At 63.4% G+C, this 26,654-nt stretch carries 30 protein-coding genes; 13 read left to right on the top strand and 17 right to left on the bottom strand.

The annotated features are described in order from the left end of the window. The first annotated feature begins 254 nt into the window (after window positions 1-254). Window positions 255-488 (top strand): hypothetical protein, encoded by a 234-nt coding sequence (locus NKJ40_RS24400; protein WP_352468271.1) that lies wholly within the window; start codon window positions 255-257, stop codon window positions 486-488. 106 nt (window positions 489-594) lie between these two features. Here NKJ40_RS24400 and NKJ40_RS24395 read toward each other — a convergent pair whose 3' ends face one another. After that, entirely contained in the window at window positions 595-909 is a 315-nt protein-coding gene (locus tag NKJ40_RS24395; RefSeq protein WP_352468272.1) for a hypothetical protein, read from the bottom strand. Between the two features lie 73 nt (window positions 910-982). Beyond that, window positions 983-1,618: a cytochrome P450 gene (locus NKJ40_RS24390; protein WP_352468270.1), complete on the bottom strand. Its 636-nt coding sequence runs from the start codon at window positions 1,616-1,618 to the stop codon at window positions 983-985. Window positions 1,619-1,956: 338 nt separating this feature from the next. Here NKJ40_RS24390 and NKJ40_RS24385 point away from each other — a divergent pair, with 338 nt between their 5' ends. Continuing rightward, the gene (locus tag NKJ40_RS24385; protein WP_352468269.1) at window positions 1,957-2,163 is read left to right on the top strand and encodes a hypothetical protein; all 207 of its coding nucleotides are present in this window, start codon (window positions 1,957-1,959) and stop codon (window positions 2,161-2,163) included. Window positions 2,164-2,327: 164 nt separating this feature from the next. Here NKJ40_RS24385 and NKJ40_RS24380 read toward each other — a convergent pair whose 3' ends face one another. Next, window positions 2,328-2,855, bottom strand: coding sequence for a metallophosphoesterase (locus NKJ40_RS24380; RefSeq protein WP_352468268.1), 528 nt, complete (start codon window positions 2,853-2,855; stop codon window positions 2,328-2,330). Between the two features lie 228 nt (window positions 2,856-3,083). Here NKJ40_RS24380 and NKJ40_RS24375 point away from each other — a divergent pair, with 228 nt between their 5' ends. Both NKJ40_RS24375 and NKJ40_RS24370 read left to right on the top strand, forming a co-directional pair. Beyond that, window positions 3,084-3,413 carry a hypothetical protein gene (locus tag NKJ40_RS24375; protein WP_352468267.1) on the top strand — a complete coding sequence of 110 codons (330 nt, stop codon included), beginning with the start codon at window positions 3,084-3,086 and terminating at the stop codon, window positions 3,411-3,413. Window positions 3,414-3,514: 101 nt separating this feature from the next. Then, on the top strand, window positions 3,515-4,063 hold the full coding sequence (locus NKJ40_RS24370; protein WP_352468266.1) for a DNA-3-methyladenine glycosylase: 549 nt from the start codon (window positions 3,515-3,517) through the stop codon (window positions 4,061-4,063). Window positions 4,064-4,096: 33 nt separating this feature from the next. Here NKJ40_RS24370 and NKJ40_RS24365 read toward each other — a convergent pair whose 3' ends face one another. Next, on the bottom strand, window positions 4,097-4,363 hold the full coding sequence (locus NKJ40_RS24365) for a DUF3606 domain-containing protein (RefSeq protein ID WP_352468265.1): 267 nt from the start codon (window positions 4,361-4,363) through the stop codon (window positions 4,097-4,099). Between the two features lie 169 nt (window positions 4,364-4,532). On the opposite strand from NKJ40_RS24365, the gene NKJ40_RS24360 reads away from it, so the two are divergent. Both NKJ40_RS24360 and NKJ40_RS24355 read left to right on the top strand, forming a co-directional pair. Further along, entirely contained in the window at window positions 4,533-5,051 is a 519-nt protein-coding gene (locus NKJ40_RS24360; RefSeq protein WP_352468264.1) for an EF-hand domain-containing protein, read from the top strand. Between the two features lie 146 nt (window positions 5,052-5,197). Beyond that, a complete protein-coding gene (locus NKJ40_RS24355) occupies window positions 5,198-5,527 on the top strand; it encodes an antibiotic biosynthesis monooxygenase family protein (RefSeq protein WP_352468263.1) in 330 nt (109 codons plus the stop codon). A 26-nt stretch (window positions 5,528-5,553) separates the two neighbouring features. On the opposite strand, the gene NKJ40_RS24350 is transcribed toward NKJ40_RS24355, so the two are convergent. The 11 genes from NKJ40_RS24350 to NKJ40_RS24300 all read right to left on the bottom strand — a co-directional run bounded on the left by NKJ40_RS24350 (window position 5,554) and on the right by NKJ40_RS24300 (window position 17,687). Next, complete coding sequence (locus NKJ40_RS24350) at window positions 5,554-6,387, bottom strand: SMP-30/gluconolactonase/LRE family protein (protein ID WP_352468262.1); 834 nt, start codon at window positions 6,385-6,387, stop codon at window positions 5,554-5,556. Window positions 6,388-6,398: 11 nt separating this feature from the next. Beyond that, window positions 6,399-8,174: a CoA-transferase gene (locus NKJ40_RS24345; protein WP_352468261.1), complete on the bottom strand. Its 1,776-nt coding sequence runs from the start codon at window positions 8,172-8,174 to the stop codon at window positions 6,399-6,401. Further along, window positions 8,171-8,956 (bottom strand): enoyl-CoA hydratase/isomerase family protein, encoded by a 786-nt coding sequence (locus tag NKJ40_RS24340; RefSeq protein WP_352468260.1) that lies wholly within the window; start codon window positions 8,954-8,956, stop codon window positions 8,171-8,173. Before NKJ40_RS24340 ends, NKJ40_RS24345 begins: the two co-directional genes overlap by 4 nt. 2 nt (window positions 8,957-8,958) lie before the next feature. Beyond that, complete coding sequence (locus NKJ40_RS24335) at window positions 8,959-10,164, bottom strand: CaiB/BaiF CoA transferase family protein (protein WP_352468259.1); 1,206 nt, start codon at window positions 10,162-10,164, stop codon at window positions 8,959-8,961. A gap of 17 nt (window positions 10,165-10,181) precedes the next feature. Next, window positions 10,182-10,967, bottom strand: coding sequence for an SDR family NAD(P)-dependent oxidoreductase (locus NKJ40_RS24330; RefSeq protein ID WP_352468258.1), 786 nt, complete (start codon window positions 10,965-10,967; stop codon window positions 10,182-10,184). Between the two features lies 1 nt (window position 10,968). Then, window positions 10,969-11,964, bottom strand: a complete 996-nt coding sequence (locus tag NKJ40_RS24325; protein WP_352468257.1) for an ABC transporter permease — start codon at window positions 11,962-11,964, stop codon at window positions 10,969-10,971. Between the two features lie 30 nt (window positions 11,965-11,994). Continuing rightward, complete coding sequence (locus tag NKJ40_RS24320) at window positions 11,995-13,527, bottom strand: sugar ABC transporter ATP-binding protein (protein WP_352468256.1); 1,533 nt, start codon at window positions 13,525-13,527, stop codon at window positions 11,995-11,997. Further along, window positions 13,517-14,500, bottom strand: coding sequence for an ABC transporter permease (locus tag NKJ40_RS24315; RefSeq protein ID WP_352468255.1), 984 nt, complete (start codon window positions 14,498-14,500; stop codon window positions 13,517-13,519). The genes NKJ40_RS24320 and NKJ40_RS24315 overlap by 11 nt, the downstream gene beginning before the upstream one ends. 138 nt (window positions 14,501-14,638) lie before the next feature. Continuing rightward, window positions 14,639-15,670 (bottom strand): sugar ABC transporter substrate-binding protein, encoded by a 1,032-nt coding sequence (locus NKJ40_RS24310; protein WP_352468254.1) that lies wholly within the window; start codon window positions 15,668-15,670, stop codon window positions 14,639-14,641. A gap of 23 nt (window positions 15,671-15,693) precedes the next feature. Then, window positions 15,694-16,545, bottom strand: coding sequence for an IclR family transcriptional regulator (locus tag NKJ40_RS24305; RefSeq protein WP_352468253.1), 852 nt, complete (start codon window positions 16,543-16,545; stop codon window positions 15,694-15,696). Beyond that, window positions 16,545-17,687, bottom strand: coding sequence for an ABC transporter substrate-binding protein (locus tag NKJ40_RS24300; protein ID WP_352468252.1), 1,143 nt, complete (start codon window positions 17,685-17,687; stop codon window positions 16,545-16,547). The genes NKJ40_RS24305 and NKJ40_RS24300 overlap by 1 nt, the downstream gene beginning before the upstream one ends. Before the next feature lie 591 nt (window positions 17,688-18,278). Between NKJ40_RS24300 and cyoA the strand changes: the two genes are divergently transcribed. The 5 genes from cyoA to NKJ40_RS24275 all read left to right on the top strand — a co-directional run bounded on the left by cyoA (window position 18,279) and on the right by NKJ40_RS24275 (window position 23,740). Then, the gene (gene cyoA / locus NKJ40_RS24295) at window positions 18,279-19,202 is read left to right on the top strand and encodes a ubiquinol oxidase subunit II (protein ID WP_352468251.1); all 924 of its coding nucleotides are present in this window, start codon (window positions 18,279-18,281) and stop codon (window positions 19,200-19,202) included. 2 nt (window positions 19,203-19,204) lie between these two features. Beyond that, window positions 19,205-21,211 (top strand): cytochrome o ubiquinol oxidase subunit I, encoded by a 2,007-nt coding sequence (gene cyoB / locus NKJ40_RS24290; RefSeq protein WP_352468250.1) that lies wholly within the window; start codon window positions 19,205-19,207, stop codon window positions 21,209-21,211. Then, window positions 21,208-21,861, top strand: coding sequence for a cytochrome o ubiquinol oxidase subunit III (gene cyoC / locus NKJ40_RS24285; RefSeq protein WP_352468249.1), 654 nt, complete (start codon window positions 21,208-21,210; stop codon window positions 21,859-21,861). Before cyoB ends, cyoC begins: the two co-directional genes overlap by 4 nt. Then, window positions 21,858-22,286: a cytochrome o ubiquinol oxidase subunit IV gene (gene cyoD, locus NKJ40_RS24280; RefSeq protein WP_352468248.1), complete on the top strand. Its 429-nt coding sequence runs from the start codon at window positions 21,858-21,860 to the stop codon at window positions 22,284-22,286. The genes cyoC and cyoD overlap by 4 nt, the downstream gene beginning before the upstream one ends. A 260-nt stretch (window positions 22,287-22,546) precedes the next feature. Then, complete coding sequence (locus tag NKJ40_RS24275) at window positions 22,547-23,740, top strand: DUF3182 family protein (protein ID WP_352468247.1); 1,194 nt, start codon at window positions 22,547-22,549, stop codon at window positions 23,738-23,740. A 138-nt stretch (window positions 23,741-23,878) separates the two neighbouring features. Here the strand turns inward: NKJ40_RS24275 and NKJ40_RS24270 are convergent, their stop codons facing one another. Continuing rightward, on the bottom strand, window positions 23,879-24,316 hold the full coding sequence (locus NKJ40_RS24270; protein ID WP_352468246.1) for an Lrp/AsnC family transcriptional regulator: 438 nt from the start codon (window positions 24,314-24,316) through the stop codon (window positions 23,879-23,881). Window positions 24,317-24,445: 129 nt separating this feature from the next. Here NKJ40_RS24270 and rocF point away from each other — a divergent pair, with 129 nt between their 5' ends. Both rocF and ocd read left to right on the top strand, forming a co-directional pair. Then, the gene (gene rocF, locus NKJ40_RS24265) at window positions 24,446-25,366 is read left to right on the top strand and encodes an arginase (RefSeq protein ID WP_352468245.1); all 921 of its coding nucleotides are present in this window, start codon (window positions 24,446-24,448) and stop codon (window positions 25,364-25,366) included. A gap of 3 nt (window positions 25,367-25,369) precedes the next feature. Next, on the top strand, window positions 25,370-26,437 hold the full coding sequence (gene ocd, locus NKJ40_RS24260) for an ornithine cyclodeaminase (protein WP_352468244.1): 1,068 nt from the start codon (window positions 25,370-25,372) through the stop codon (window positions 26,435-26,437). 16 nt (window positions 26,438-26,453) lie between these two features. On the opposite strand, the gene NKJ40_RS24255 is transcribed toward ocd, so the two are convergent. Next, complete coding sequence (locus NKJ40_RS24255; protein ID WP_292655465.1) at window positions 26,454-26,615, bottom strand: hypothetical protein; 162 nt, start codon at window positions 26,613-26,615, stop codon at window positions 26,454-26,456. Between the last annotated feature and the right edge of the window lie 39 nt (window positions 26,616-26,654).

The raw sequence follows: 26,654 nt of genomic DNA, 5'->3' as shown, positions 1-26,654 counted from the left end.
TTCTTCCATCACAAGGTGTCCACCTATTTTGGTGGACACCTCATGCATCAGAGCACTCAACAGCAAAAGGTGCGGGGAAATTCGCGCTTACCGTCAACTCGCAAATCTGTCGACCCTCCTATTTCAACCATATCTCGCAAGGCCGGACGTCGAATCCAGTCCCGCCCGCCCATGATGCTCACCTTCGATCGATGGCTTGGAACCCAATCAGCTTCGAATGGCTTGTCGTAGTTAGATCTTGAAGGGAGCGCCCCGTGCCCGCACCACCTGAAATGGATGTCGTCCTCGAACAGCTGCCTTTGAGGATCGGCGCCTATATCCCCGACGACTTGCTGGAGGACTGGTTTGCGCCGGGAACCGGCATGAACCCGGTCAGCAAAGAGGCGCTTGCCACCGCCAAGAACTACGGCTGGCGCTTCGAATGCGAGTTCAAGCACTACCCCGACCGCAAGGAAGGCGTGTTCTGGAAGTGGGTGCCGGCGATCTGACCGGCGCTGGACGGTTCATCGTTCCGCGGAAACGCAGGACCGGTCTATCTTATTGTTTGACGCAAATACCGGACGGAAAACCGCTTCACACTTTTCCTGGAATTGCTCAGCCTCCGCCTATCGGCGTCATCACCTTCCCGGTTCCGCCGCATTCGGGGCAGGTGCGGCCGTCGATCATGCCTGACCCTGCACAGCGGCGACAAATATTCTCGCCAGCGCCTGGAGTGCTTGCGGGGACTTCGTCCGTGTTGGTCTGACCGGCTTGCCGGGGCTTGCCCTGCAGCTTGTTTCTCAGCCGGGCGACCCAGCCTTCGTCGACCTCGAGCGGCCTGCTGCTGTCGTCCGGCAGGCCTTCGCCGGATTGGCCGATGGTTTCATTGCGCGGCCGGTCGTTCGCGCCTGTCGTGATCTTCTGAGCCATTGCGTTTGCCTTTACGCCTTGCAATTTTCGAACGCCTCAGCTGCGCAGAGGTTCCGGTTCGACCGGCAGCCTTTCAGCCGGGTTTTCGCCGCACATTATCTATCCTGAACCCGGATTTCGGCCGCGCCGGCATGCGGGCAAGCGAGACGGTCATATCCTGATCAGGCACCTGGTAGGCCATCGACCGCGTCAGCAGGCGAACCGCTTCCATGATCAGCGCGACAGTGACGGCTTCTCCGGGGCAGCGATGGGTAGTCGCCGGATTTCCGCCGCCATGCGGGATGAAGTCGAAGCCGTGGGTTTTCCAGCTCAAGCCGCGCTCCGGGATAAACCGGTCCGGCTCCAAAAACAGGCGGCGATCATGGTTGGTGCCGTGCAGGTCGAGCAGAACCCAGTCGCCTTCGTGGAAACGGTAGCCTTTCCATTCGAAGGGGTGGCGGGCGCGGCCGCCGATGAACGGGAAGAACGGATAGAGCCGGCGAACCTCCTCGGCGAAGGCTTCCAGCCCGTCGTCATCGCCGGCGGCGAACTTGTCGTACCATTGGCGGTGCTGGTGAAGCGCCAGCGCCGCAAACATGATGAAGCGGCCGATGGCGACAACCGGCCGGATGATGTTGATGATCTCGACCGCAGCACTGGCAAGATCGAGCGGCATTCCCTCGGCATCGACATGTTCGCTGACCAGGCGGACCGGGCTGTTTGCCGGCAAATCAAGCGCGCCGCTTCGAACGCGCCGTACAAGCTCGCCGATAGTGCGTCGGTCCGGCGTCGCCGCCACAGCGCCAGCATGGTCGACGGCCCAATGCCGCCGGCGTTCTCGACCATGCCGCTGAGCTCGCGGCAGAGTTCGGCGCGATCCTTGTCGGCGGGGATGCCGGCCCAATCCGCTGCCGCCTGGGTCAGGACGAGGTTTACGGCGTCGAACAGGACGACCTCGTCACGCCGCTGCCAGTCTTCCAGTCGGTCGAGCCAGGCCCGACGGAAAGTTGCGCGGAGCCGCCCGATCTGGTCACCATCCAACAGGATCGACAGGAAAAGCGCCTTGCGGTGGCGGTGAGCGGCGCCGTCGAGCGCCTGGACGCTGCCCTTGTCCTGCAGCAGACGCAGCGTGGTCTGCGGCATCGCACCAATTCGGGTGAAGTGGTCGCCGCCATAAAACATCTCGGCAGCCTCGGCACCGCGGACGCAGATTGCCGGCCGCAGCATCAGGCGCGTCGCAAAGATGTCGGTGTTCATGCGCCGGCAGCGGGCTGAAATGAAATCATAGCCTTCGCGCAGCAGGGCCAAGGTGCCATCGAACGCGGCGCGCGGAATGGGTTTTGCGGCATGATTGCCGCCGTCGGCATCGATCAGTTCACGTCTGTTCATGGCGTGCTCCCTGGTGTTGAAATTCCTCAACGCACGGCCGGCACTTTCGATCACTCGACTTTTTGACGGCTTTGCCGCGCCGCCCTTCGGCCGCGGCCGGCAAGGATGGCGGTCAGCGTAACCGGACGAAAATCCCAGCTGTCGACGCCGACGTCATACTGGCGCGTGACCGGGGTCAGCCTGCCGTGGGAATGGCCATGCAGGTCGATCGACTTCCTGCCGATCTGGTTCCAGGTGCGAAAAGGGTAGTGGCAAAGGATCAGCAAGCTGCCGTCGAGCGTCAGCTCCTTGTAGTGTTGCGTGCTCGCCCAACCTGTGGCCTCGATGGTGGCCGCAGCATCGTTGTTGCCGATGATCAAATGCTTGCTGCCATGAAGAGACGCCAAAAGCGACGACACGAACGCGGCCGATCCCCTGGCAAAATCGCCGAGATGCCAGACCTCGTCGTCCGGCCCGACAGTCTCGTTCCAGAACGAAATGAGCGACCGGTCATGTTCCGCCAGCGAGCCGAACGGGCGGCGGTCGATGCGCAAAATGCGCGGGTCGCTGAAATGCGTGTCGGCGGTGAAGTAGATCATGCGCTGGAGCCTGTTTCGAACTGCCGATCTGGGCGCGTGGCGCCACCAAGTCCATCTTGCTCTCCCGATGCTTGCTCAACCCGCTCGATCGCCGGTTGTTCCTGGAAGCAGGCCTAGGCGGTTTCCGCTCGTTGGAACTTCAAAAAGGGGGAACTTTGAAACGGGGGAACTTTGAAATGAGACGCAGGTTAGAATGCTTGAGGCCGATGCTCTGAAAGGACTTCGACGATGACCGACGCAGAACCTCTTGGGCGAAGCCCGGCTCAAGCGCGGGGCGATATCGATGCCGGGCGCGAAGGGGACAAGACCCCGGGCATCGATCCGGCTGCGGCTCCCATGGAAACGGACGCGGAATCCGCCGGCAACGCTCCGCCGAAGAGCCCTGCCCCGCGCCATGAAACGCCGAAGTTTACCAACCAGGCGAGCTATGCCAATGCGATGCGCCCGCTGAAGGATGAGCCCGACGTCCAACCGAGCAGATATGGGCCAGTCATGGTGATTGCCGCCATCGTCGTGCTGGCCGCGGCAGTTTTCATCGGCGCGGCCATGCTGCGCTGAGTACAGCCGTTCCAGACCCGCGGCGCAGTGGCTGGACATTTTGCTTCCGGTCCGAGAATTTGTTGTCGCGCCAGGTCCAGGCGCGATCAGTCCGGTGCACGTTGGCTACGAACCATCAATTCTTTGCCCGTGACGCCACCACCGTGGCGCGCGACATGATCGGCGCCACGCTGCTTGTGCACGGCGTTGGCGGCGTCATCGTCGAGACCGAGGCCTATCGCCCGGATGACCCGGCTTCGCATGCTTTCGGTGGCAGGACGGTGCGCAACGGCGCAATGTTCGGCGCCCCAGGCAGCGCGTATGTCTATCGCTCCTATGGCCTGCACTGGTGCCTCAATGCCGTCTGCCTGCCCGGCAGTGCCGTGCTTATCCGCGCAATCGAACCGCGATTAGGGCTGGAGGTGATGCGGGCCAATCGCGGCGTTGACGATCCCCGCCTGCTTTGTTCGGGACCGGGTCGCCTTTGCCAGGCGCTGGCAATCGACAAATCCCATGACGGGCTGCCGCTGGACGTGCCGCCATTCGAATTCAGGCAGCCGGGCGACGCCAGCGCCGTTCTAACAGGCCGCCGGATCGGCATTTCCAAGGCTGTCGATGCCGAGTGGCGGTTCGGACTGCGCGACTCGGATTATCTGAGCCGCAAGTTCTGATGCCCGCGGCAGCGGCAGAGCAGTTGCCTGGCATCACTCGTCGGGTTTACCGAGATGCATGGGTGTCGCCTGCTGGCGGGCTTCCCTGGTCACCTCGTCGGCTCCGGCAGGTGAAATCCCTCGCAATGCCTTCGCAGCTACGGTCAGCCGCCCGCGATCATTGCCGAAGCTCTTGATCAGCTGGCGGACCTGGTCGGCCGTGATGCCGTTCTGTTGGGCAAAATACTCGACCTCACGGTCGTCTTCCGCAGCAACGCGATCGCGGTCGCGGAAGTCTCGCTTGCTCTTATCGTCAGCCATTTTTTCCTCCTGGTGGAGCTTCGCATGAATGGCAACGTGGGCAAGCGGCTTTCGTTGCGGGGACCAGGCGGACTTTTGCGCCGTCGTACCGACTGACCAGGAACCATGAGGCGAGCAGCCGGTTTGGCTTGGATGCAGCAGCCACCAATTCATATCGATGGAGATTACGATGACGCTCGCAAGCAAAACAACGGTAATTGCTGCGGCGCTGGCCATGTTGGCCGCGCCGGCATTCGGCCAGACGAGCCCACCTGCGCCCGCCGCGCCGGCGCCGGATCGTGGCGCCGAACGGTCGCCCGGAATGAGCGGGCAGAGCCAGGATGCCATGCGCGAAATGATGCGCCAGATGATGACTGAGATGCTGGAGGAGAGAATGCAGGAAGATCGCGCGCCCCGGACAGAACGGCGAGGTCGCGACCGCTGGCATCGCGGCTACAGGATGGGCCCGCCTGAGCGAGGTTGGGAGATGGGAGGCCGCGGTGACATTGCACGCGGGATGCATGGCGCGAGGATGCGCATGATGTTCGCCATAGTAGATGCGGACGGCGATGGCGCGGTTTCTCAAAGCGAAGTCCAGGATTTCGTCGGGCGAATATTCAACGCCGTCGATGAGAACGGTGACGGCAGCGTCGACATGCAGGAAATCCGGTCCTTCTTCCACGGAGGAGGCGCCGAGGATCAGGAGTAGGTCTCCTAGCGGTCGGCAATGAGGCCCCTAGCGGAGGTAGCGCTCACGTCAACCGGGGGGCGAAAACCGTCGCTTGCAGATGCATTCCCTGGCTGGCCTTGCCAAGCCGAATGCCGGCGATTCGAGACAGCAGGAATTCAATGGCCATGACAGAGAAAACTCCAACCATCGCCCGTGTCTGGCGCGGCAGAACCTTGCCTGAGAAGGCAGACGCCTATGAGAGCTACAACTATCAAGCCGGCATCAAGCCGCTGATCGAGAAGGCACTGGGCGTGCAGACCTTTCGCGAGGACACGCCGACCCATTCGGAATTCGTGACGATTTCCTATTGGGAAAACGTCGAGGCGATGGCGGCCTTCACCGGCGGCGATCCGACGAAAATCCACCATCTCGAGCGGGACGAAGAGTTCCTGATCGAGCTGCCGTCGCGGGTGCAGGTGTTGCGCATCCGATCGAGTCACGGGCGGCTGGGATAGGGCAGCGCCGCCCGGTTCGGCCCGATCTAAGAAATCGCCGTCAAGTCGATTTCGGTGATGTGCCAGCGGCCGAGATTTGCGGTGTAGAGCTTGTCGCCCTTGAAGGCGATGTTGGTGGGGTGGGCGAGCGTCGTTGCCGCCGGATCCTCGATCACCACCTCGAGCCCGCTATCCTTTCGCCAGCGGTAGATGCGGCTCGGCTCGTAGCAAGAGATGAACAGCGACCCGTCCGGTGCGAAGGCGACGCCATCGGGAACGTTGTTCACGCCCTCCACAACGAGCTGGCGAGACCCTGCCGTGCCGGCGGCAAGGATCGGCACATAGCTGACGCAGGCCGCATGGCTTTCCACTACGCAAAGTCCGTTGCCATCCGGCGCCATCGCCATGCCGTTGGCGAAGGCCATGGCCTCGCGGCACCACAGGCCGCCTTTGCCGGTGTTCAAATCGTAGCGAAAGATGCCGGAGCGGTTGTCTTCACCGAGGCTGTCGGAAACGTAGAGCCAGCCGCGCGCCTCGTCGATCACGGGATAGTTCGGCACGCGGATGCCGGCCGAGGCGAAGCGCGTCATATCAGCCGTCGCGGCATCCCAGCGAAAGATCGCCGCATGTCTGAGATCGCACGCGAAGCAGTTGTCCGCGCTATCGAAGGCGATGCCGAGCAGAAAGCCGTCCGTGCCGCCCATGCGTTCGACCGAGCCGCCATCGGCGGCCAAGCGCAGCAGGTCGCCGGTTTCGGTGCCGCACCAGATCGAGCCGTCGCGATGGATGGCCACGCCTTCCGGATGGGCGACGCGCGGGCTGGTGAAGATGCCATCGAAGAAGACCCTCGCGGCCGACATTTCGAGCAACGGCTTTGCCATGCGCACCCCCTTCAATCCGGTGCAGTATGCGACCGCCGTGCGGCAATACAGCGCTCGACCATCCGCCGGTCGGCGGCGAGGATCTGGGCGATAAGCGCGCGGCGCTCCCTGGCGCTGACGAATTCGAGGCGTCGCAGGCCGAGCGGGTCGATGCGGTTTCGCAGGATGTCGAGCGTCTCGTTCGAGGGTAGCGCAACTTCGCGGCAATCGGCATCGAATGTCAGGGCAAAGCCGGTGGCATCCTGGAGCTGCTGGCGCGTCACGCACGGCATGGTCTCGATGACGGCCAATTGCCGGCTCTCGCCGTCGAGCCGAAACACGCAAAGGTCGGTGAACACCAATGCCGCGCCGGTCCGATAGCCCATCGGCTCGCGTTCGGCCTCAGTCAACAGGCCGCGCGCCGAGCTGGCAATCTCGACCGTCTCGACCAGCGACTGCACGGAATGGCGGGAGACGTAGAGCAGATAATCGCGATGCATGTTGGCGACGTCGGCCATGCCGCCTTGCCCGGGCAGCCGGATAAGGCTGCCGTCACGCTTGCGCAGCGCAATGGTGTTGACGCGCCCACGGCGGTCGACCTGCGCGGCACCGACGATCTCATGCGTCACCGCGCCGGCCTGGTAGTAGGTCGAATAGGTGTCGTCGCCGCCGGCATGCGCCACCGCCGTCTCGCAATCGAGGCTTTCGATCAGCGACAGGATCATCGGGCTCGGTGCTATGTCGAGATGGCCGCAACTCATGGTGGCGATGATCATGTCCGGCGCGTGCGTCGCTTTGGCCAGCCGGTAGGCGACATTGGCGAGCGGCGACACCGCGCCGGCACTGGCAAAGCTCTCATTGTCGAGCTCAGCGGCGATGCGGGCGGCGATGATCTCGTCGATGGACGCCTCCTTGTTGCCGTGCACGAGCCTGGGCATTGCGAGGACTGTTTCAGCGCGGACTTTTGCAGCGTCTTGAACCCGCTCCGGCACGCCTTCCGAAGGCATGCTCAGGCTGTCCGACAAAGGTATTTCCTTGGCCGCGAACGCCCCCGCCAACGCCTGATAATCCGTCACATAGAATGGCAGGCAGGAGGCGGGATAGGCGCCGCCTGGTGCCAGCGCGATCGCCGACACCTGGTTGCGGGTCAAAATGCTCTGCCGACCATCATGCCGCAGCGCTCCGACCGGGACGATCTCCTCGACCGTCACCAGCACCTCGCGCGCCGCGCCGGCCATGGCGAAATCCAGCGCCCGTGGTCCGATGATCTGGACATTGCCGCTCTCGTCGGCACGCTGGGCATGGACGACGAACGTATCGAGCCGCAAGGCCGGGATGATCCCGGTCGTGATTCCCGCGATCGGATCGGGCGCGGCGATCGCACCCGGCACGCGCGCCAGCATGTCCGAACCCTCCGGAAGCTGAAACGGCATCAACGGCAGGTTCTGCTGCCCCGCCCGCAGCGCCTGGATCATGGCCAGCGCCGTCCAGTCGCGGACCGGCACGGCATTGGTCTCGGCAGCCGCGCGGAAGCGCGGCGGCAAGCCAAAAATATCGAGGCTGGAAAAGCAGATATCGACCTCCGCCACGGCATTCGCTTCGAGAAGCAGTTCGAGCGGCAGGCCGCCGGCCCAGCAGACATAGCGAAGATCCTTGACGCCCAAGCGGGCGATGGCCCGCAACAAGGCGATCGGCAGCCGGGCAAAATGATGGCCACCGACACCGAAGACGTCGCCGCCGCCGACCATCGCGGCCAGGCCCTCGACATCGGTGAAGCGCGGCCGGTTTTGCTTGACCAGGGACGTCATTTCGCAGCCTTCGGCCGCGTCGCGCTCTTTTCAGCAAATTCCTTGACGCGCCGCTGGCCGGTCTCGCTGCGGTACAGGCCACCCAGGACATCGCGCTCCATGGCAAGGCCGTCGGCCAGATCGCCCGACACGGCATGCGCGGTCAGCGCTTTCAGCCCTTCGATCGCTGCGGCCGGTTCGGCGGCGAGCATCTCGGCAAGGTCCAGCACCCGCGGCATCAGCCTTTCGGCATTGACGATCTCGTTGACCAGACCGGCGCCGACGAACTCGGAAGCCGGCACGATGGCGCCGGTCATCAGCAGAAAATTGGCGCGGTTGCGGCCGAGCTTCTGGACGCTGCGCTGGGTGCCGCCGCCGCCGGGGACCAGCCCGAGCTTGATCTCGGGCAGGCCGAGCTTCGCGAACTGGTTGGCAATGACGATGTCGCAGCACAGCACCAGCTCCATGCCGCCGCCGAGCGCAAAACCATTGACCGCGGCGATGACCGGCTTGCGGTTCTGCTCGATGGCCGCATACATGCGCGTGCCCGCCGCCTGGAAGGCGTCGAACTCGATAGCTGTCTGGGCGGCGTATTCCTTGATGTCGGCGCCGGCCATGAAGCCGCGCCCCTCGCCGGTCACCACGATCGCGCCGACGCTGTCATCCTGCGACAACGCCTCGAAAACCTCGGTGATCTCGCTCTGCATCAGCCGGTTCATGGCATTGAGCTGATCGGCGCGCCGGAAGGTGACGACCGCGACGCGGCCGGACATTTCCAGAGTGAGTGTCCGGTAAACGCTCATCGTCAGGCAGCGTCCACGGTCATGTCGCCGGACGCCTCCAGCGCGGCGATCTCGTCGCTGTGGAGGCCGAACTCGGCCAGTATCTCGCGGCCATGCTGGCCGACCAGCGGCGCCGGCCGCTCGATGGTTGCCGGCGTCTCGCTCATCTTGACCGCCGGCGCGACCACCCTGACCTTGCCGCCGCGCGGATGATCGTAGCTGGTGATCATGCCCAGGTGCTTGACCTGCGGGTCCTCGGCTGCGCGCCTTATGTCCTTCACCTCGGCACACCAGATGTCGGCTGCCAGCAGCCGCGCCAGCAGGTCCTGCGTGGCAAACTTCCTGGTTTCGGCGTTGACCTTGTCGAACACCTCGTCGCGCCTGTCGAACAGCGTCTTCAGATCGTCGTAGACAGCAAGCTGCGGCGCCTCCAGCACTTCATACAGCGTCTTGAACGGGCTCATGGCGATCGACACATAGCCGCCGTCCTTCGCTTCATAGACACCGAACGGCGCCTGCATGCCGGGGTGGCCGATGCCGGAATTCGGGCGCACGAAATCCTCGCCGAGATTGAGCACGGCGACATATTCCTGATTGAGATGCGCCAGCATGCCGGCGAGCAGATTGACCTCGATCTTCTGGCCCTTGCCGGTCTTCTCGCGATAGTAGAGCGCCGACAGGATGCCGTAGACCATGTTCATGGCGCCGATCTGGTCGGCCAAGCCGGCACCGGCCGGAACAGGAGCCTGATCGCCGCGGCCGGTGTTGGAGATCAGCCCGGACAATCCCTGGATCAGCATGTCCTGACCGGGGCGCTCGACATAGGGGCCTTCCTCGCCATAGCCGGAGCCCGAGCAATAGATGATGGCGGGATTGACCGCCCTGAAATCCTCGTAGCCATAGCCGAGCCTGGCGAGCACGCCGGGGCGGAAATTCTGCACCACCACATCCGCCTTCTTGGCCATGTCCATGATGATGGCATGCACCTTGCGACTTTTCAGGTTGAGCGCGATGGAGCGCTTGTTGCGGTTCCAGGCGAGGAAATTCGGGCTTTCGGAGCCGCCGACCCATTTGGCGAAGAAGGTCATGCCGCGGAACATGTCGCCGGCGCCGGCACGCTCGATCTTGATGATGTCGGCGCCCATGTCGCCGAGCAGCTGCGTTGCGAACGGCCCTTGCAGCAGGTGGCTGAAATCGAGAATGTGGACGCCTTCGAGGGCTTTGTTCATTTTTGTCTCGTTTGTTGTCAAAGCAGGTCGGGTACGTAGCGGGGTGCTGCGGTGAGGCCGCCGTCGACGCGCAGGTCGGTACCGGTGGTGAAGCCGGCGGCGTCGGAGGCCAGATAGACGGCGGCTTCGGCCACCTCGGACGGTTTGCCGATGCGGCCGAGCGGATGCATCTTGACCCAGGCCTTGGCGAGATTGCCGCCGATCTCCTTGACCAATTTGTCGTTCATCGGCGTGTTGATGGTGCCGGGCGAGATCGAGTTGACGCGGATGTTGAGCGGGCCGAACTCGACCGCCATCTGGCGCGTCATCGCCATCACCGCACCCTTGGCGCCGGCATAGGCGGTCCAGCCGTCGAGCCCGATATGACCTTGCGCCGAGGCCATGTTGATGATCGAGCCGGATTTCTGCGCGAACATGTGCGGCAGCGCATATTTGCAGCCGCGGAACACGCTGGTCAGGTTGACCGCGATCAGCCGGTGCCACTGCTCGTCGGTCATCTCATGGACCGGCATGCCGCCGATGGCGATGGCGGCATTGTTGACGAGAATATCGAGATGGCCGGTCTTGCCGACGGCTGCGTCGATCAGGGCGGCGATGTCGGCCTCCTCCGCCACGTCGCAATGGATGTAGTCGGCGCGCTGGCCGGCGGCGCGCAGCTCGGCTGCGAATTTTTCACCCTTCTCGTCGGCGATGTCGCCGAGGAAGACGTGCGCGCCTTCCCTTGCCATCGCCTCGCTGATCGCGTGGCCGATGCCGTCGGCGGCGCCGGTGACAATTGCGGTTTTCCCTTTGAGACGATCCATTTCAGCCTCCAATGGCGCGCCGGCGCTTCGCTTCGTCGAAGGCAACGGCGGCAATGATGATCATGCCCGTGATGACCAGTTGCCATTCGGTCGGCAGGCCGAGGCCGCGCAGGCCGTTGGACAGGAATTGCAGGATCAGCACGCCGAGCGCCATGCCGGTCAGGCTGCCGATGCCGCCGGCAAGGCTCACCCCGCCAAGCACGGTGGCGGCAACGACCTGGAACTCGAAATTCAGCCCGGCCGTATGCTGCGCCGAACCGACGCGGGCGGCCAGAATGATGCCGGCAACCGTTGCCAGCAGCGCGCTGATGATGAAGCAGATGAACTTGACGCGGCGCACGTCGTAGCCTGCCAGCCGTGCCACTTCCGGATTGCCGCCGACGGCATAGATCTGCCGTCCGAACGGCCTGTGCTGCATCATGTAGGCGAAGACGGCGAGCAGGACGATGGCGATGACCGCCGAATAGGGAATGACATTGAACAGGCGGCCGTCCGACAGCGCGATGAAGCTGTCGAGCGCGGCATCGTCTGGAATAGCGCGCTGGCCGGTATAGAGATAAACGCCGCCGCGCATGATGAACATCGTGCCCAGGGTCACGATCAGCGAGTTGATGCCGGCGTAGGCCGTCAGATAGCCATTCACGACGCCGATGATCAGCCCGAACAGCAGCGCGCCACTGATGCCGAGCAGCAGAGAATTCGTGTCGTTCATGATGATGATCAGCGGCAGGGCGATGGTCGCCAGCAGCGAGCCGATCGAGATGTCGACCTCGCCTGATATGAAGACGATGGCGCAGCCGATGCCGGCTGTCAGCGCCAGCGAAGCCTGACCGAGCACATTGGTGATGTTGCGCACGGAGAAGAAATTCTCGGCGGTGAAGGAAAAGAACGCGATCACCAGAATGAGGCAGAGGAGCAATGCCAATTCCTGCCGCGCGACGAGCCGCGCCAGCATGGACGGCCCAGCTTTCATGGTATCGGTGCTTGCCAGGCTCATCGCTTGGTCCCTTTGCGAAGCGTCATCGTCTTAGCCGATTGCCGCATTGAGGATGTTCTCCTGCGTGGCCTCGTCGCGAGGCATGATCGCGGTGAGGCGGCCTTCGCACATCACCGCGATGCGGTCGGCAAGCCCCAGCAGCTCGGGCATTTCGGACGTCATCATGACGACCGCCAGGCCCTCGCCGGCGAGCCGGTCGATGAGCGCAAAAATCTCCGACTTGGCGCCGAGGTCGATGCCGCGGGTCGGCTCGTCGACGACGATCACCTTGAGACCGCGCATCAGCCAGCGCGAGATCAGCACTTTCTGCTGATTGCCGCCGGACAGATTCTTGACCTGTTGGAACAGGCTGGGCGTCCGGATGCGGAAACGGTCGACATAGTCCTGCACCGCCTTGCGTTCGCTGACCTTGTCGACGAAGCCCATTCTGGCGAAGGCGCCGAGTGAGGCGAGGCTGGCATTCTGGTAGACCGGCAACTCGCCCATCAGCCCCTCGCTCTTGCGGTCCTCGGTGAGCAGGCCGATGCCGAGCCGGACGCCGGTGTGCGTTTCGTGCGGCAGCAGCCGGCAGCCATCGACCGAAATGGCGCCGGAAGTGATCGGGTCGTAGCCGACGATGGCCTTGGCGAGCTCGGTCCGGCCGGCCCCCATCAGGCCGAAGAAGCCGAGGACCTCGCCGGCATGCGCCTCGAACGACACATCCTTCAGCTTCTTGGCGGTGCTGAGCCCCTCAACGGAAAGCGCGACCTTGCTGCCCGGCGCGCCGCGCTTGCGAGGGAACAGGTTTTCGATGCGCCGGCCGATCATGTCCTGGATCAGCGTGTCGTTGGTGTGCTCGCCGATCGGCCTGGTCGAGACGTGGCGGCCATCGCGCAGCACGGTCACGGTGTCGGCGATCTCGAAGACCTCGTCGAGCTTGTGGCTGACATAGAGCACCGCGATGCCGAGCGCGGCCAGCCGGCGGATGACGGTGAACAGCAGCGAGACCTCGTTAGGCGTCAGCGAGGAGGTCGGCTCGTCCATCACCACGACGCGGGCCTCATGGGCGAGTGCGCGGGCGATCTCGACCATCTGCTGCTGGCTGACCGGCAGCGATCCCGTGCGCGCCGCCGGGTCGACATTGAAGCCGATACGCTTGAACAGAGCGGCCGCATCGACACGGATCTTCTTCCAGTCGATCGAGCCGCCTTTGCCGGTCGGATAGCCTTCGAGGAAGATGTTTTCGGCGACGCTGAATTCGGCGATCAGCGCGATCTCCTGGAACACCACCTTGATGCCCTCTTTCAGGCTATCGCGCGGCGACTTGATGTCGGCCTCGCGGCCGCGCAGGCGGATGGTGCCGGCATCCTTGCCGTAGACCCCGGCCATGATCTTGATCAGCGTCGACTTGCCGGCGCCGTTCTCGCCCATCAGGGCATGGATTTTGCCGGGTTCCAAGGTCAGATCGACATTGTCCAGCGCCATCACGCCGGGAAAACGCTTGCCGATGCCGCGCATCTCCAGCGCCGGCACGCTTTTGTCGACAGCCACGGTTTCGCCGGAGTGAAGGAAATCAACCGACATTGGCTCTGTTCCGCACGATGTCGAGATAGGTCGCCAGGATGATGACGATACCGGGCACCACCATCTGCAGGTCCTGGTTCCAGCCGAGGATGATGATGCCGTTGTCGATGACCTTCAGCACCAGCACGCCCAGCAACGTGCCGAGCAGCGAGCCGCGGCCGCCAAGCAGGCTGGTGCCGCCGAGGATGACGGCGGCAATCACCGTCAGCTCGAAGCCGCGGCCGGCGGTCGGCTGGCCGGCATTCATCAGCGACGACAGGATCATGCCGGCAATGCCGACGCACAGGCCGGTGACGACGAAGGCGAACAGTTTCAGCCGTTGCGAGCGCACGCCGGAGAGACGAACCGCTCGCTCATTGGCGCCGACCGCGTACAGATAGCGACCGAGCGTGGTGAAGCGCAGCGTTGCCGCGGCCAGCGCGAAAATCAGCGCGGCAACGACCACGGGCAGCGGGATCGCGCCGAGATAGCCGGCGCCGAGATCGGTGAAGCTTGCAAGCCGGTGGTGGTTCTGCACCGCCTCGCGGGTGAACAGATAAACGCCGCCCTGCAGCATCATCATGGTGCCGATGGTGGCGATCAGCGAGTTCACTTTGAGCCTGGTGACGACCAGCCCGTTGAACAGGCCGACGGCACCGGCAAAGGCGAGCGCCGCCAGCAGGCCGAGCGTCAGGCTGTGCGTTGAATTGAGCACGGCCATGCCGATGCAGCCGACAAAAGCCAGCGATGCACCGACCGACAGGTCGACTTCCGCGGTGATGATCAGCATCGTCATGCCGGAGGCGACGATCAGCACCAGCGCGCATTGGCGCAGGATGGCGATGATGTTGGCCTCGGAATAGAATTGCGGCGCGGCAATCGAGATGGCCATGCAGAGCACGGCCAGGATCACGCCGAGCACCAGCTGGCTGCTGCCCAGCAGCTGGCCGCCGATGAAACGCCTTGGCGCGGAGGATTGCGTAAGCTCGCTCATGTCCATTTCATTTCCGGGCCGCATCGGGTGCCATCGCCGTCTGGAAACTGCCGGCCAAAACAGGGCGGTTGACCTGTTTTGCCGTCGGCATCCGATCCGATGCCCTTCCCGCCGCGCGGGAAGGGCAATCGGGGCTCCTTACTTCTTCAGATCGGCGGAAGTTTTCATGCATTTTTCCGGCGGTTGAAGCGCATTGACGGCATCCCATTTGATTTTGCGTGTGGTGCCATCGTAGTCGTAGAACTTGTTCCAGTCGTCGCCGTTCATCGGCGCGGTCGGGCTGACGATGTGTTCCGGCACCTCTTCGCCGTTGAAGAGCTTAACCGCTGCATCGATGGCGGTGTAGCCTTCCTTTTCAGGGAACATCGCCGCCTCGATGCGGTAGGACGGCTCGTTCTGCATCGCATTGATGAAGGCAAGGCCTTCGCCGCCGGTGCCGACCGTCAACAGGCCGTCCTGCGACTTGCCGGCCGCTTTCCAGGCCTGAAGGCCGCCGAGCGACGAGGAATCGTTGATGCCGTAGATGATGTTGATGTCGGCGTTCTTGGCAAGTGCGGCCGAAGAGACTTCGAGCGCGCGGTCCGGATTGCCACCGCCGTCGAGGTCGTGGACCATGACCGCGTCGGGGACGATGGTCTTCAGGCCGTCCATGAAACCCTGCGACCGCAGCACCGTGGCGGACAGCAGCGGCAGGCCGACATTCATCACCTTGGCTTTGCCTTCGAGCTTCTCCTTGGCGTATTTGCCGGCTTCAACGCCGGCGGTATAGCCGGTGTCGTAGTCGCAGATCGCGACCATGGTGGTCATGCCCTTGACCGGATTGCCTTCGAGCACGACCGGAACGTTGTTGGATTTCGCCTGGCGCAGCAGCGGCACCACGCCCTCCTCGTTGACGGGCGTGACAATCAGCACGTCGACGCCCTTGGCCATGAAGTCTTCGGCGGCGGAAACCTCCTTGGCGATGTCGAGATTGGCGTCCTGCACTTCGAGCTCGATGCCGAGTTCCTTGGCGCGGGCCTGCATGCCCTTGATGACGTTCTGATACCACTCGTGCGTGGCGTAATTGGTGACGTAGCCGATGCGCTTCGGCATGTTTTCGGCATGTGCCGCGGCGGCGCTCAGAGCCAGCGCGGCCGCCGAGGCAAACAGCATCGATTTGGACCAGTTCATGTTTCTTCTCCCTGTATTTCTTGTCAGTTGCTGAACGGATAGCCCCGCCGTTCCGGGTCGGCACGTGAAGAGGCGGCAGCTTCGCCCGCGCCCAGCGCCGCCGATATCGTCTCGGCCGCCGCCTTGGTTCGTTCGAAGACGGTCTTGCGATCGAAGCGCGCGGCCTTCTGCGGCAGGAACGGGACGGTGAGCGCGGCAATGACCGCACCGGTATGGTCGCGCACCGGCATCGAGATGTTGGTGCAGCCCTCGACAGCCAGCGAGGCGCGCATTTCATAGCCGAGCCTTGCGACTTCGTTCAGCCGCGCTTCGATTTCCGTCCGGCTGCCTTGGCCCTCGCCCGCAGCGACGATCCGCTCGACGATGCGGTCGCGCTCGGCGCGGCTCGAATGCGCCAGCAGCACCGCGCCGGAGCTCGTTTCGAGGATCGGGAAATGCGAGCCGAGGGCAACCGAATATCGCATCGGCAAAGGCGAATCGATCTGCAGCACGACCAGTGCGCTCTCGCCTTCGCGCACGACCAGATGGCAGCTCTGGTCGGCATTGGCGGCGAGGCCGCGCATCACCGGCAGCGCGCATTCGACCAGGCGGTTTACCGGCGGGTGCATATGCGCCAGCTCGAACAGCTTCAGCGACAGGCGAAAGCGGTCCGATTGCGTCCGGAAAATGTAGCCGCGCTTCTCCAGCAGCAGCAGGATGCGGTAGATCTCGTGAATGGAGCGCCCCATTCCGGTGGCGATCTCGGTCTGGGTCAGCGGCTCGCCGCTGGCAGCCATGAATTCCAGGATGTCGAGCGCCTTCTCCACCGCAGGCACGCGGTAGCCGTTGCGGCCGCTTTCGCCTTCGTCGACGATCTGGGCAATATCGGTGGCCATTACGCGACGCTCCGTTGCGGCTGGCCATGCCTGGTCTCGCGATAGAGCCGGTTCAGCCGATCTGCGAGCTCGGCCGCCGGCAATTCGCCGGCGATGGCCGCCGCGGCATGAGGGGCGCATTGGCGGAAGAAGCTGATGAAGCCCGGATGGGTCGGGCGCAGATAGGAGGCTTCGATCGTCGCCAGCGTCGAGGCGAAGAAGCCGCCTGAGAGAGCGTTGACCTCGCCATCTTGCCATGCCGCCAGCGATCCCGGCTGTCCGCCGGATTTCACATAGTCGCCGCGCTGATAGCCGGGCGAGCACAGAAACAGCGCGTAATCGATGGCTGCCTGCTTGTGTTTCGATTGGGCGCTGACGCCGATGCCGGCGCCACCGAGCAAGGCGCCGGCGGATCGCGGCGTCGGCACGTCGGCGAAGCGCAGATACGGCCTGTCTGCCTTGGAGGCATAGTTCACATAGCCGAAGGCGAACGGCACGTAGACCACGTCGTCATGTGCGATCATATGATCGTAGCAGCGGATCGGGTTCCATTTCGGCGAGTTCGGATGTGACAGCGCCGCAAGCTGGCGCAATTGCCCGACGGCCTGCTCGATTTTTTCCCTGGCGATGAACTCGTCGCCGTCTTCCCGGGGCTCACCGAGCGTCAAAAGCAGGCACATGGCGTCAGTCGGCACCAACGGCAGCCCAAGCCATTTGCCATCCTTCAAGGCGCGCCGGCCGAACTCCAGCACCTCGTCATGGCTGCGCGGCAGCGGTCCGTAGCGCTTCACGAGATCAGGGCGATACGAGGCAACCTGACAGGCAGCATCGATCGGCAACGCCCATTGGCGCCCGTCCCTTGCGTAGGATTGCCAGGATGCGCCAACTGAATCCTGTTCGAAGCCGCGGCGCTGCTCAGCCGACAAATCGAACGGCACCATCAGACCGCCTTCGGCAATATCGCCGATGAACGGATGGTCGAACACGACGAGATCATAGGCGTCGAGCACCGGACCAAGCGCGCCCTCGCCGAACTCGTAAAGGCTGCGGCGGTCCCATTCGATCTCAAGACCGGGATTGGCGGCACAATACGGCCCGATGCTGGCGTCGAGCGGACCCCAGCAGCGTCGGTGATCCCACGCGAGACCGCGCAGTCTTGTCATGCCGAAATTCCTCCCTGAGCCGGCCATGCGCCGGCCCAGCCGATTAGTAGCAACTATTTTCACCTAGACAAGTAGTTTTTACATACGCAAAGCTGACCCTCGCTTCGTTTGGCAGGAAAGCCGCCCAACCGCCCCTGGTGCGCATCGCATTGTCACCGGCCCTGCAACCAAAGGCTGCGATGGATCCGGTTTTTTGGGAACTTTCGCGACGAACATTCGTTCGGTTGGCGCCAGCCATCTGGAGCAGCATCACTGGAGCCAGCAGCCACGTCGCAGGCAGCAGGCCAAATGGACCAACCGTGGGCGCGGCCATGAACCGGTTTGCCGCCTTGGCATTCGCCACGTTTCTGGCGATAACTTCGATCTGGGTACTGTTTCTGGTTTCTTAAGATTTGCCGCTGGTTTTTAGGATTTGGAGGGGTTCTCGACAGGTCGACCGCTTAACGATGACGTCCGCCGCATATGGTTCTGCCAGCCGGAGCCGCCTGCGTGAAGAAACGGTCGCCAGGAGCATACCGGCGCGCACATTCGGGGTTGGCAGCCACGCTGCCTGCAACGTTCCAATCGGTTTTCAGGAAACGGCGAGATTTCATGTTGCTGAGGGCGATCGTTCGAAATTGTGCCGTCATCCGTCTTGGCCGCGTCGGTGCGACGATGCTACTTGCCGGGCTGCTTGCCGGCTGCCAGGGCGGCGTGCTCGACCCGCAAGGGCCAGTCGGCGCCGCGCAGCGCACGATCCTGCTCAATTCGGTCGCCATCATGCTGGCCATCGTCGTCCCGACGATCGTGGCGACGCTCGGTTTTGCCTGGTGGTTCCGGGAGACCAACACAAGGGCGCGGTATCTGCCGGAATGGGCCTATTCCGGACGCATCGAACTGGTGGTCTGGTCGATCCCAATCCTCGTCATCCTGTTTCTGAGCGGCATCATCTGGATCGGGTCGCATGACCTCGATCCAATGAAGCCGCTGGATTCCCAGCAAAAGCCGCTTGAGGTGCAGGTCGTCTCGCTCGACTGGAAATGGCTGTTCATCTACCCCGAGCAGAATATCGCGAGCATCAACCAGCTTGTGGTGCCGGCGGGCAGGCCGGTGCATTTCTCGCTCACCTCGGCAAGCGTCATGAATGCGTTTTTCGTGCCTCAGCTCGGCGGCATGATCTACACGATGAACGGCATGACAACGCAGCTTCACCTGCAGGCGGATCAGCCGGGCGAATTCTATGGGCGGTCGGCCCATTTCAGCGGCGACGGTTTTCCAGGCATGCAATTCGTGCTGCATGCCGTCGCGGCGGACGCCTTCGATACATTCGTCAATTCGGCGCGAAACCAGGGACAGGCACTCGACAAGGCCAGCTACCAGGAACTGGCCAGACAGAGCCTGGACGTGCCGCCTTCGACCTATCGCTCGGTCGAGCCGGACCTTTTCCATGAAATCGCGACGCAGGGCGTTCCGCCCGCGCCCGGCCCCCAGGCCGGTCGCCCCGAGCCGAGCGTATTGCCCAAGACAGGAGGCTGACAATGCTCGGAAAATTGAGCTGGGACGTCATTCCGTTCGATCAGCCTCTGCCGATGATCGCCTCGGCGGTCGTCGCCCTGGCAATCCTCGGCGTGCTGGCCTGGGTCTTCCTGGCCGGCCATTTCCCCTATCTGTGGCGCGAATGGATCACCAGCGTCGATCACAAGCGGATTGGCGTGATGTACACGCTGCTGGCGCTGCTGATGCTGCTGCGCGGCTTCAGCGACGCCATCATGATGCGGTCCCAGCAGGCCCTCGCCTTCCAGGCGCCCGGCTATCTGCCGCCCGACCACTTCAACCAGGTCTTTTCCGCCCACGGCACCATCATGATCTTTTTCGGGGCGATGCCGTTCGTCATCGGCCTGATGAACCTGGTCGTGCCGCTGCAGCTCGGCGTCCGCGACGTTGCCTTTCCAACGCTCAACTCGGTGAGTTTCTGGCTCACCGCCACCGGTGCGCTGCTGGTCAACATCTCGCTGGTGATCGGCGAATTCGCGCGTACCGGATGGCTGCCCTATCCGCCGCTCAGCGAGACCGCCTACTCGCCGGGCGTCGGCGTCGATTATTATCTGTGGGCAGTGCAGATAGCGGGCGTCGGAACGCTGCTCACCGGCATCAATTTCGTCACCACGATCCTGAAGATGCGGGCGCCCGGCATGAGTTACCTCAGGATGTCGATGTTCTGCTGGACCTCACTCGCCGCCAGCCTGCTCATCGTCGCCGCGTTCCCGGTCCTCACCGCGACGCTCGCGATGCTGACGCTCGACCGCTATTTCGGCTTTCATTTCTTCACCAATGAAGCCGGCGGCAACATGCTGATGTTCGTGAACCTGATCTGGGCCTGGGGCCATCCCGAGGTCTACATCCTCGTCCTGCCGGCGTTCGGCATCTTCTCGGAGGTCATCTCCACCTTCTCCAGCAAGCCGCTGTTCGGCTACCGCTCGATGGTGGCCGCGACGCTCTTCATCTGCATCGTCTCCTTCATGGTGTGGCTGCACCACTTCTTCACCATGGGAGCCGGCGCCGACGTCAACGCCGCGTTCGGCATCGCCACCAGCATTATCGCTGTCGGTACCGGCGTGAAGATCTACAACTGGATGTTCACCATGTATGGCGGCCGCATCCGCTTCGCGACGCCAATGCTGTGGTCGCTGGGCTTCATGGTGACGTTCGTCATCGGCGGCATGACGGGCGTGTTGCTGGCCGTGCCGCCGGCCGATTTCCTGCTCCACAACAGCCTGTTCCTGGTGGCGCATTTCCATAACGTCATCATCGGCGGTGTGCTGTTCGGCGCCTTCGCGGGATATACCTACTGGTTTCCCAAGGCATTCGGCTTCCGGCTGCACGAGGGCTGGGGCAAGCTGGCCTTCTGGCTGACGCTGATCGGGTTCTACGCCACCTTCGTGCCGCTCTACGCTGTCGGCCTGCTTGGCATGACCCGCCGCATGCAGCATTTCGACGTGCCGGCCTGGTATCCCTGGGTGCTGGTTGCCGGCGCCGGCATGTTAATCACCACCGCCGGCGTGGTCGCGCAGATCATACAACTCGTCGTCAGCATCCGGCAGCGTGCGGCGCTTCGAGATGCCACCGGGGATCCCTGGGACGGGCGCTCGCTGGAATGGGCCACGCCCTCGCCGCCGCCGGTGTTCAACTTCGCCGCGCTTCCGCATGTCGAGGGCGAAGAGCCCTACTGGAACATCAAGCAGCGGGCACGCGAGCAAAACCGGCTGCGCGACGAGCCTGAATACGAGCCGATCGAGATGCCGCGCAACAGTCCCACCGGGTTCATCTGCGCCTTCTTTGCGACCGTGATGGGCTTCGCCCTCATCTGGCACATCTGGTGGATGGTGGCGCTCGGCGTGCTCGGCGCTTTCGCCACCTTCGTCGTATTCGCGTGGCGCGACATCCCCGAATACGTCATTCCTGCCGCCGAAGTGGCCCGGATCGACCGCGCCAACCGAAGTGCCCGCTGCGAGGCGCTGGCCACTCATACGGGGCCAAGGCCATGACCGCGATCGACGTTCGAGAGCGTGACCCCTACCGCCTCGGCCATCGCAGCCACGGCCATGCACCCGGCCACGGCGGCAGCGGCCCGGCACCGATCCGGATCGTCGTCGGCTACGGCTTCTGGATCTTCCTTCTGAGCGACATCGTGATGTTCTCGGCCTTCTTCGCGGCCTACGCCGTGCTGGCGGGCAAGACGGCGGGCGGACCAAGCGGAGCCGAGCTGTTCGACCTGCGCAACGTCGCGATCGAGACGGCCGCTTTGCTTTTGTCGAGCTTTACCTGCGGTCTCGCCAGCCTCGCCGTGACAGCGCGGCGAAGCTCCTGGTTCTATGTCGCGATGGCTGTCACCTTCGTGCTCGGCGCCACCTTCATCCTGCTCGAGTTGCGCGAGTTCGCGCATATGGTTGCCAGCGGTGCCGGACCGACACGCAGCGCTTTCCTGTCGGCGTTCTTCACGCTGGTGGGATGCCACGGCCTTCACGTCACGGCGGGGCTGCTGTGGCTGCTCACGATGATGGCGCAGATCTTCGCCAAGGGATTCCGCGACGATATTCTTCGGCGTTTCATGTGCTTCAGCCTGTTCTGGCACGCCCTCGACATCATCTGGGTCGCCCTGTTCACGGTGGTCTATCTCCTGGGAGCAAGTCGATGAGCAATGCGGACGATCGCCACGCTCAACGGCGCGACATCGATGGCCTGGAGCGCTACGACATCGATACGGCGCCGGGTGACGAATACCTCGGCGACACCGAAGTCGGATCCGGGTTACGCGGTTATCTGATCGGCCTTGGGCTGGCAACGCTGTTGACCATCGCCTCGTTCTGGTTGCCCGGAACGAACCTGATATGGGCACCCGGCATTCCTGTGGCGCTGGTCGTGCTTGCGATCGCCCAGATGGGCGTGCATCTCGTCTTCTTCCTGCACATCACGACGGGACCGGACAACACGAACAACGCCCTGGCGCTTGCCTTCGGCGTGCTGATCGTAGTCCTGGTGATCGGCGGCTCGATCTGGATCATGGCCAATCTCGACCACAATTTGATGCCGATGAACGCGAACATGCACGTGAACCGCTAGGGATTATACCGGCCGTTGGCCGCAGTTCATGCGACAGCGAGCTCGGTCTCAAGCCCGTTCGAATGTGCCGACGACCTCGGCCTCTCCCAGGGCGCGCGGCGCGGCCTCCTTGAGCACATCCATCTCCCTGTCTGAGGCTCCCGCATAAAAACCATGAGCCGCGCCGCAACTCGGCCAAACCGGATAGCGCGCCGTTGCCCGGAACATTCGCCGAGGAAGCGGGTTTTTCGGTTCGGATGCATCGCCGCGGAATAACGGCAATGGGCTCGGCAATGGACGAAGGGTGCGACATGACCGGGCTAAGCGGTAAGCAACCAGGCGGGGCGAAAGGTGTTGTGGTCGTATTCTCCGCGCCGGGCGGCGAGACCATCTACGCGCACGAATGGAAAACCGTCGTTGCCGTCGCGCGCACGATTGCAGCGTTGAAGGGATTTTCCTTCCGCCAGGGCCTTCGTGATGGCGGCGGTGACAGCGGCGGGCTGTATTTCGTGCCGGACGACAGCCTGCTTGCTGCCGATGCGGCCCAACTGGGCATCAACGGGCCCGACGACCTCTTCGGCGGCGTGGTGCCCTGGCGCCTCGCAACCACCAAGGCCATAACCCACGAGCTGGTGGACGGGGCGGCGGCACGGCCAAAAGAATGGCCCGCCGGCTTCGGCAGCGCCGTCGCCGCGGCCGTACTGCCCGGCTACACTGTATTTTCACGCCATGACGCGCTGCGCGCAGCGCAACGTCTGCTGGAGCTCGGGCTGGTCCGGTTCAAGCCACCGCGCGCTTCGCGGGGCCGCGACCAGCACACCGCCGCGACAGTCGGCGATGTCGAAAGGCTGCTGGACCAATATCCATCTTCTGACCTAAGCGAATACGGCCTTGTTCTCGAAACGCAGCTTCGCGACATCGTTACGCTGAGCGTTGGCAGAACCACGATCGACGAAATGTCGATCAGCTATTACGGCACCCAGCGGACGACGACCGACAACGACGGACAGCCCGTTTACGGCGGATCCGATCTGGTTGTCGTGCGCGGCGGATGGGAGGCGCTGGATGAGCTGCGGCTATCTCCGGCGCTGGGTTTGGCCGTGGCTCAGGCGAGAACCTATGACGCAGCGATGGACGGTTATCGCGGATTCTTCGCCTCGCGACGCAACTACGACATCGGCCAAGGTGTCGATTCCTTGGGCATCTGGCGATCGGGTGTGCTGGAAGCCAGCTGGCGGATCGGTGGCAGCAGCAGCGCCGAGCTGGCAGCAATGGACGCCATGAAGCGTGATCCCGATATGCAGATCGTGCATGTCTCCGCCGTCAAGCAGTTCGGCAGCACTGCGCCGCTGCCGCTGAACGCAGAAATCCATTTCCACGGGGAGGACCCCGAGGAGGGTCAAATCACGCGTTATACCGTCGTCACCCAGGCGATCCGAGGGCCGATCGGGGAAGCCGGCCGATCGTCATTTTAGGTCGAAGTGAAACACGCCTTTGGCAGGGAACATCCGCCAATGGCGTTCCACACTTTTCCTGGAATTGCTCTAACCGCGGCGGCAATTGAAGGTTCCGTGGCTTCGGACTTCGTTGCCGCTACAGGTCAAGGGCGAAGCTCACAGCCTCGCCTTGGTGGTGCGCGGCGTTGCCAGGAGCAGGCTTGTTTCGCTGCCGGTAATTCCGGGGATCAGGCGGATACGTCTCAGCACCGCGTCGAACTCGCTCAGCGTCTGGGTTCCGAGTTCTATCACCAGATCCCAGCGGCCATTGGTGGTGTGGATGGTCGAGACCTCGGAGAAGCCGCCCAGCGCCCGGATGACGCGATCGGCGGCGTGGCCTTCGATCTCGATCATCATGATGCCAGGCACGCGCTGATCGACTGCGTCGGCGCGCAGAATGACGGTGTAGCCGACGATGACGCCGTCCCTTTCAAGTCGCTGGATCCGGGACCTTACCGTTGCCCGAGAGACACCCAGGCTGATGGCAAGATCGGAAATGCTGCGCCGGGCGTCGTGCCGCAAGGAGGTGATGATCTGCTCGTCGAGCTGGTCCATGATTGCTCACAACGGAAGTAGATGATGCCACAATGGTAAGGCATTTCGACAAATTTGCCAATTTGACATGTTCATTCTGCCAGCGATGCCGGCTTCAATAAAGGCATCGTAATTCGGTGGGATATGAGCATGCATTGCACGATCGTTGGGGCGCCGATCCAGGCGGGTTCGGGCCGCATGGGCTGCGAGATGGGGCCGAGCGCGCTGCGCACGGCCGGTCTGGCCAGCGCACTGACCGAACTCGGCCATACACTGACCGACCTCGGAACGATTATCCCTGCCGACATGTACCCTGTCGTACACGGCAACGCGGCGGTGAAGGCGCTGCCGGAAATTGCCGCCTGGACGGCGGCGATCAGCGAAACGGCCTATGCGGCAAGCGCCGATGCGATGCCGATCTTTCTCGGCGGCGACCACAGCATGTCGGCCGGCACGCTCGCCGGCATTGCCCGCCGGGCGGCGAATGCCGGCCGGCCGCTCTTCGTGCTGTGGCTCGACGCCCACCCCGATTTTCATACGCTCGACACGACCACCAGCGGCAATTTGCATGGTGTGCCTCTGGCCTATGCCAGCGGGCAGCCCGGCTTCGAGGGCTATTTCCCCCGCCTTGCAGCGCAGGTGGATCCGGCTCGCATATGCGCGCTGGGGATCCGCAGCGTGGACCTGGCGGAACGGGAAGCGTTGCGCAGAGCCGGCGTGACGGTCCATGACATGCGTTCGATCGACGAGCACGGCATTGCGCAACTGCTTCGCGCCTTTCTCGAACGGGTGAGCGCCGCCAACGGCATGCTGCACGTCAGCCTCGACGTCGATTTTCTCGACCCGTCGATCGCCCCGGCGGTCGGCACCACCGTTCCCGGCGGCGCCACCTTCCGCGAGGCGCATCTGGCGATGGAAATGCTGCATGACAGCGGCCTCGTCACCAGTCTGGACCTGGTCGAGCTCAACCCTTTTCTCGACGAACGCGGCCGCACTGCCACGCTTTTGGTCGACCTGACCGCGAGCCTGATGGGCCGGCGGATCATGGATCGCCCGACGAGGGGGTTCTGAGCCATGACCGTCAATTTGAACATAGTGCCGTTCGTCAGCGTCGACCGCATGATGAAGCTGGTGCTTGCCATCGGCATCGAGCGCTTCCTGGTCGAGCTTGCCGCCTATATCGAAGAGGATTTCAGGCGCTGGGAGCTGTTCGACAAGACGCCGCGCGTCGCCTCGCACAGCGTTGACGGCGTCATCGAGCTGATGCCGACCAGCGACGGGCAGCTCTACGGGTTCAAATACGTCAACGGGCATCCGAAGAATACGCGTGACGGTCGCCAGACCGTGACCGCTTTCGGCGTGCTTGCCGATGTCGGCAACGGCTATCCGATGCTGCTTTCGGAAATGACCATCCTGACCGCGCTCAGAACCGCCGCAAGCTCGGCCGTCGCGGCGAAATACCTCGCTCCCGAGGCCGCCAGGTGCATGGCGATCATCGGCAATGGCGCGCAATCGGAATTCCAGGCGATTGCGTTCAAGGCGCTGCTTGGCGTCGACAGGCTGCGGCTCTACGATATCGACCCGGCGGCCTCGGCGAAATGCATGAAGAACCTTGCCGGCAAGGGTTTCGACATCAAGCTCTGCGCGTCGGCGCAGGAAGCCGTTGAAGGTGCAGAGATCATCACCACGGTTACCGCCGACAAACGGTCGGCAACAATCCTGACCGACAACATGGTTGGATCCGGCGTGCACATCAACGCGGTGGGCGGCGACTGCCCGGGCAAGACCGAGCTGCATCGCGACATACTGCTGCGCTCGGACATTTTCGTCGAATATCCGCCGCAGACGCGCATCGAAGGCGAGAGCCAGCAGCTCGATGCGGATCATCCGATCACCGAATTGTGGCAGGTGATGACAGGAAAGGCAGCAGGCCGGACAGATGCCCGACAGATCACATTGTTTGACTCCGTCGGCTTTGCGATCGAGGATTTTTCCGCGCTGCGCTACGTCCGCGATCAGCTTCAGCGGACCGGCCTTTACGAGGAACTAGACCTTCTGGCCGATCCCGATGAGCCGCGCGACCTGTTTGGCATGCTGCTGCGCGCCGAAAAAGCGACCGGGCTGGCGGTTGCCGGCAGCTGAGCTGCGATCCCGTCGGTCAGTCCTTCTTTTCCTGATACAGGCGCTCGGTCGCACGCTCGCTTTCCCTGCGCTCTGCCGGGCCGCGACGGCGCTGCGTGAGCAGGGCGTAGGCGATCAGAATTGCCAGAAGCAGTGGACCGCCTGCAACAACGAGCAACCACAAACTATTCCCAGACATCGACCGTCTCCTTTCCCTCACAACCGGGAAGGACCCGAA

Source organism: Mesorhizobium sp. M0119, from assembly GCF_040322615.1.
Taxonomy (GTDB): domain Bacteria; phylum Pseudomonadota; class Alphaproteobacteria; order Rhizobiales; family Rhizobiaceae; genus Mesorhizobium.
Note: the sequence above shows the minus strand (reverse complement) of the source record. Positions and strands in the feature narration are given on the sequence as shown.

What these genes read in the sequence shown, in the direction of transcription:
- NKJ40_RS24395 (WP_352468272.1), bottom strand. Translation starts at nt 909, where the DNA reads ATGGCTCAGAAGATCACGACAGGCGCGAACGACCGGCCGCGCAATGAA.
- NKJ40_RS24380 (WP_352468268.1), bottom strand. Translation starts at nt 2,855, where the DNA reads ATGATCTACTTCACCGCCGACACGCATTTCAGCGACCCGCGCATTTTG.
- NKJ40_RS24375 (WP_352468267.1), top strand. Translation starts at nt 3,084, where the DNA reads ATGACCGACGCAGAACCTCTTGGGCGAAGCCCGGCTCAAGCGCGGGGC.
- NKJ40_RS24365 (WP_352468265.1), bottom strand. Translation starts at nt 4,363, where the DNA reads ATGGCTGACGATAAGAGCAAGCGAGACTTCCGCGACCGCGATCGCGTT.
- NKJ40_RS24360 (WP_352468264.1), top strand. Translation starts at nt 4,533, where the DNA reads ATGACGCTCGCAAGCAAAACAACGGTAATTGCTGCGGCGCTGGCCATG.
- NKJ40_RS24355 (WP_352468263.1), top strand. Translation starts at nt 5,198, where the DNA reads ATGACAGAGAAAACTCCAACCATCGCCCGTGTCTGGCGCGGCAGAACC.
- NKJ40_RS24350 (WP_352468262.1), bottom strand. Translation starts at nt 6,387, where the DNA reads ATGGCAAAGCCGTTGCTCGAAATGTCGGCCGCGAGGGTCTTCTTCGAT.
- NKJ40_RS24345 (WP_352468261.1), bottom strand. Translation starts at nt 8,174, where the DNA reads ATGACGTCCCTGGTCAAGCAAAACCGGCCGCGCTTCACCGATGTCGAG.
- NKJ40_RS24340 (WP_352468260.1), bottom strand. Translation starts at nt 8,956, where the DNA reads ATGAGCGTTTACCGGACACTCACTCTGGAAATGTCCGGCCGCGTCGCG.
- NKJ40_RS24335 (WP_352468259.1), bottom strand. Translation starts at nt 10,164, where the DNA reads ATGAACAAAGCCCTCGAAGGCGTCCACATTCTCGATTTCAGCCACCTG.
- NKJ40_RS24330 (WP_352468258.1), bottom strand. Translation starts at nt 10,967, where the DNA reads ATGGATCGTCTCAAAGGGAAAACCGCAATTGTCACCGGCGCCGCCGAC.
- NKJ40_RS24325 (WP_352468257.1), bottom strand. Translation starts at nt 11,964, where the DNA reads ATGAGCCTGGCAAGCACCGATACCATGAAAGCTGGGCCGTCCATGCTG.
- NKJ40_RS24320 (WP_352468256.1), bottom strand. Translation starts at nt 13,527, where the DNA reads ATGTCGGTTGATTTCCTTCACTCCGGCGAAACCGTGGCTGTCGACAAA.
- NKJ40_RS24315 (WP_352468255.1), bottom strand. Translation starts at nt 14,500, where the DNA reads ATGAGCGAGCTTACGCAATCCTCCGCGCCAAGGCGTTTCATCGGCGGC.
- NKJ40_RS24310 (WP_352468254.1), bottom strand. Translation starts at nt 15,670, where the DNA reads ATGAACTGGTCCAAATCGATGCTGTTTGCCTCGGCGGCCGCGCTGGCT.
- NKJ40_RS24305 (WP_352468253.1), bottom strand. Translation starts at nt 16,545, where the DNA reads ATGGCCACCGATATTGCCCAGATCGTCGACGAAGGCGAAAGCGGCCGC.
- NKJ40_RS24300 (WP_352468252.1), bottom strand. Translation starts at nt 17,687, where the DNA reads ATGACAAGACTGCGCGGTCTCGCGTGGGATCACCGACGCTGCTGGGGT.
- cyoA (WP_352468251.1), top strand. Translation starts at nt 18,279, where the DNA reads ATGTTGCTGAGGGCGATCGTTCGAAATTGTGCCGTCATCCGTCTTGGC.
- cyoB (WP_352468250.1), top strand. Translation starts at nt 19,205, where the DNA reads ATGCTCGGAAAATTGAGCTGGGACGTCATTCCGTTCGATCAGCCTCTG.
- cyoC (WP_352468249.1), top strand. Translation starts at nt 21,208, where the DNA reads ATGACCGCGATCGACGTTCGAGAGCGTGACCCCTACCGCCTCGGCCAT.
- cyoD (WP_352468248.1), top strand. Translation starts at nt 21,858, where the DNA reads ATGAGCAATGCGGACGATCGCCACGCTCAACGGCGCGACATCGATGGC.
- NKJ40_RS24275 (WP_352468247.1), top strand. Translation starts at nt 22,547, where the DNA reads ATGGGCTCGGCAATGGACGAAGGGTGCGACATGACCGGGCTAAGCGGT.
- NKJ40_RS24270 (WP_352468246.1), bottom strand. Translation starts at nt 24,316, where the DNA reads ATGGACCAGCTCGACGAGCAGATCATCACCTCCTTGCGGCACGACGCC.
- rocF (WP_352468245.1), top strand. Translation starts at nt 24,446, where the DNA reads ATGCATTGCACGATCGTTGGGGCGCCGATCCAGGCGGGTTCGGGCCGC.
- ocd (WP_352468244.1), top strand. Translation starts at nt 25,370, where the DNA reads ATGACCGTCAATTTGAACATAGTGCCGTTCGTCAGCGTCGACCGCATG.
- NKJ40_RS24255 (WP_292655465.1), bottom strand. Translation starts at nt 26,615, where the DNA reads ATGTCTGGGAATAGTTTGTGGTTGCTCGTTGTTGCAGGCGGTCCACTG.